The sequence below is a fragment of the Aquimarina sediminis genome, from assembly GCF_002895435.1.
Classification (GTDB): Bacteria; Bacteroidota; Bacteroidia; order Flavobacteriales; family Flavobacteriaceae; genus Aquimarina; species Aquimarina sediminis.
Genome location: NZ_POYJ01000028.1, coordinates 1 through 3638, shown reverse-complemented (window position 1 = coordinate 3638; position 3638 = coordinate 1). Strand labels below are relative to the sequence as shown.

General features: G+C 29.7%; 6 protein-coding genes. All 6 read left to right on the top strand.

The window, feature by feature from the left end:
• Window positions 1-92: 92 nt before the first annotated feature.
• The 6 genes from C1X07_RS24650 (at window position 93) to C1X07_RS24625 (ending at window position 3456) form a co-directional block, all read left to right on the top strand.
• Window positions 93-476, top strand: a complete 384-nt coding sequence (locus tag C1X07_RS24650) for a hypothetical protein (protein ID WP_128755397.1) — start codon at window positions 93-95, stop codon at window positions 474-476.
• A gap of 179 nt (window positions 477-655) precedes the next feature.
• Window positions 656-955 carry a hypothetical protein gene (locus C1X07_RS24645; RefSeq protein ID WP_103072713.1) on the top strand — a complete coding sequence of 100 codons (300 nt, stop codon included), beginning with the start codon at window positions 656-658 and terminating at the stop codon, window positions 953-955.
• 35 nt (window positions 956-990) lie between these two features.
• Window positions 991-1557, top strand: coding sequence for a hypothetical protein (locus tag C1X07_RS24640; protein WP_103072712.1), 567 nt, complete (start codon window positions 991-993; stop codon window positions 1555-1557).
• Window positions 1558-1766: 209 nt separating this feature from the next.
• Window positions 1767-2399 (top strand): hypothetical protein, encoded by a 633-nt coding sequence (locus C1X07_RS24635; protein WP_103072711.1) that lies wholly within the window; start codon window positions 1767-1769, stop codon window positions 2397-2399.
• A 95-nt stretch (window positions 2400-2494) separates the two neighbouring features.
• On the top strand, window positions 2495-2860 hold the full coding sequence (locus C1X07_RS24630; protein WP_103072710.1) for a hypothetical protein: 366 nt from the start codon (window positions 2495-2497) through the stop codon (window positions 2858-2860).
• Window positions 2861-2862: 2 nt separating this feature from the next.
• Complete coding sequence (locus C1X07_RS24625; protein ID WP_103072709.1) at window positions 2863-3456, top strand: vWA domain-containing protein; 594 nt, start codon at window positions 2863-2865, stop codon at window positions 3454-3456.
• Window positions 3457-3638: the final 182 nt, after the last annotated feature.

Genomic DNA, 3638 nt, shown 5'->3' with positions numbered 1-3638 from the left:
GACCTATCCCCCCGCCATCTCTACCCAATGAGGAAAAATCTGTTTTTTCGAAAGAACAAATAGATTCTATTAGGAACCAAAATCAAAGTATAGTGTTATATCCGACATTTATTAAAACTAATAGAAAATTTAACCAGAAGAAAGATTGGGAACCAGAATTTTATGATTTAGTACAAAAAATCAATCTTGCATATAACAAAGAAATTTTATATCTAGATAAAATTGATTCCCCAAAATCTATTAATCTTTCAATTCTAGATACAAATAAGCTGAAATCTGATATAAGGTATATTAATAAAAACCATGATATGCTTATGAGATTTTCCCCCCCCTCTTTTAATCAAAAATATAATAAAGCTACTATAATAATTGGTGTTAGTAGGGGATTCCTGAGTGGAAGCGCTTCTTTAGTTTTTTTAGAAAAAAAAGGTGGAATTTGGAAAATCGTCTATTCTAATGAATTTGAGATTTCTTAATAACCTTAAAAAACTCTGTAGATATTAATCTGCAGAGTTTTTTAATCCAGATAACACTTTTAGTTTCACAACTCCCGTAATATGATTAGTTAATTGATCTTGTTCTCTTCAATGCCATATTATTACACGAAGGAATCCATGCAGAAATATATAGGTTTGTACATAAAAATGATCCAACTGTGAAACCTAATGAAAGAAATAGAATATTACAATTACTTCTTCATTACAAAAGTTCTCAATGGGGATCTACAAGTTCTGTACAACATATCCATATGACCGAAAATTATGTAAAACCCATTGCCAGGGCATTACGTGAACTGGATAAATACCAATACCCATTAGATCATTATATGTGGTTAGCATGGGAAGGTTTAATTGAGTATGTCCCAGACAATATAAAACCTACACCTCAAGAAGTAAGTAACTGGATTCAGAAATCACAAATAGTCATACAAAACAACAATATACCATGTCAATAATAAACAAAACTTTATTTATCATTTTAAGTCTATTCATGATTTTATCATGCAATAAAGAAAAAGACAATAGTTTCGAAAAAGACAAGTATGAGATAATTTCTCTTCTAATACAAAAACTACCTCCAGGTCCACCACCACCACCGCCCTATGGTGTTCATAAAAAAGACACTTTGGCTTTTAACAAATATGTAGATTCTATTTATAAATTGGATGTGAACATAGCAATATTAGCCCATTGCGCTCCTATTAATAAGTTCCCAAAAAGTGTTAAAGAAAATATATCTAATGATTTCATATTACTTTTAGAAAAATTGGAATCAACTAACTCTAATTGTGAAAAGATTAATCTGGATTTATTAAAGATTCCTAATAATCGTAAATTAAAATTAGTAAATAAGCCTTTTAAAAATCTTTTTAGCAAACTAGATGTTTCTTATTATGTAGCTTTTTCAGATGTTGCTATAAATGAAGTCAAAGATATCGCTGTAGTATATATGAGCGAAGACACAAGTAGCTTAAGCGGAAGTATTGATGTTTATTTTTTGAAAAAAATAGACGAAAAATGGAAAGTCTTTAAACGTAAAACATTGAGTATTTCCTAATATTTTAATAAAGAGGCTATCTTCGAAGATAGCCTCTTACTTTTAACATCAAGAGAATAGGGTGAAAACCAATATCCGTTAGATCATTATATATGGTTTGCTTGGGAAGGTTTAATAGACCATGCCCCTGATAACATTAAACCCGACCCTCAACAATTGTCTGATTGGGCAACACTAGGAAATAAAGTTTTAACTAAAAATAATATACCATGTCAATAATTAGGGCACTAACAGGATTACTATTTTTCATATTGATTTCATGTAACCAAAGGGATACGAGTAATGATAAGCAGCAATCTGATTCTCTTGAAAAAGACAGATATGAAATAATAACTTTGTTAATCGAACAAATACCTCCCGGACCACCACCACCAACGCCTCCGCCAGGGGTGTATACTAAAGATACTATTGCATTTAACAGATATGTGGATTCTATTTATAAATTGGATGTTGATATTGCCGTTATAGATGATTTTTTCACTTATAATGGACAAAGAAAATTTGAGGATTTAGAAAAAGAGTATCAAATTCTGATAAAAAAACTGAAATCAATTAAAGGAAGTTCTAATCATAAAATTGAGTTAGAAAAAATTCAGGCTAAGAAAAACAGAAAACTTAGAATATTTAATTCAACTGATAATACAAGACAATTATTACTTGATGGTTCAGTAGATTATGTAATACGTTTTTCAGAAATAGTTTTAAATCCTAAAAAAAACAAAGCAGTAGTTGTTTCATCTGCTTATCCCCACCCTAAAGGTGGTAGCTCAGTACTATACTTATTAAAAAAAGAGAATGGTAACTGGAAAATCTTTAAGCGAAAACTACTAAGTATATCATAAAATTAATAAAGAGGCTGTCTTCGATGATAGCCTCTTACTTTTAACACTAAAAGAATGGGGTTAACAACCAAAATCCAATAGAATGGGCTACTAATATGTTACATGAAGGAATCCATGCCGAAATATATAGGTTTGTTGATCAAGCTCATAATGGTGAGGTTAATCCCAATGATAGAAAACAATTATTTGATCTCTATAAAAACTATAAAGGATTAAACTCGATGAGTACTAGAGCACAACATAATTATATGACTGAAAAGTATGTTATACCAATAGCAAAAGCTATTAGAGAACTTGACAATAATAAATACCCCCTTAATCATTACATGGGGTTTGGATGGGATGGTCTTAGAGATTACGATTATCAAGGTCTTTTAACGGCAGAAGAGAGTAATGAACTTTATCATTTACAAGCTATTGTAAATGATAATACTAATTTTAATCCTAATAACTGTAATTAATTATGAAACATTTATTGCTTAGCTTTTGTGTTATTCTGTTTTTTTCTTGTAGGATATCAACTGAACATAAAAAAGAAGAAAACACCTATAGAATTTTATCCTTATTGATTGAAGAATTTGCCAAACCAACAATACCTCCTAGAGAAATGTATGGTTTAAAGCCATTTACAGAAGTACAAATTGACTCAATTTTAAATCAAGATAAGAAAATATGTCTATTTCCAATACAAAAAAGAACTCATCAAAAATTTTCTAAAAAAGAGAAGTTTGACAAAGAATTTAATGAATTGGTAAATAAGTTAAAAGATTTAGAAGATAGTAGAGAGGTTGATCTATCTAAAATAAAAATTAATAGACCTTATCAACTATCCATCATCGATACAGTTGCTATGAAAAGAGATAGAAGATATGTAGAAAAGAATTTTGATAAGTTAATAAATTTTTCTCGTATATCTTTCAATCAAGGGTATACAAAAGCAGTTATAATAGTAGGAGTTAATATGGGGCCTTTAAACGGTTATGCCTCTTTAGTTTTTTTAGAAAAAATTGATAACATCTGGCAAATAAAAGGAACTGATACTTTCTCAATATCATAATTAAATAATAGTAACCCCGTAATTAACAGTGATTACGGGGTTTTATTTTTCCTACAGCAAAAGCTATTAGAGAACTTGACAATAATAAATACCCCCTTAATCATTACATGGGTTTTGGATGGGATGGTCTTAGAGATTACGATTATCAAGGTCTTTTAACGGCAGAAGAGAGTAATGAACTT

Excerpts from the sequence above, each read along its gene's own strand:
- C1X07_RS24640 (WP_103072712.1), top strand. The coding sequence starts at position 991 with ATGATTTTATCATGCAATAAAGAAAAAGACAATAGTTTCGAAAAAGAC.
- C1X07_RS24635 (WP_103072711.1), top strand. The coding sequence starts at position 1,767 with ATGTCAATAATTAGGGCACTAACAGGATTACTATTTTTCATATTGATT.
- C1X07_RS24630 (WP_103072710.1), top strand. The coding sequence starts at position 2,495 with ATGTTACATGAAGGAATCCATGCCGAAATATATAGGTTTGTTGATCAA.
- C1X07_RS24625 (WP_103072709.1), top strand. The coding sequence starts at position 2,863 with ATGAAACATTTATTGCTTAGCTTTTGTGTTATTCTGTTTTTTTCTTGT.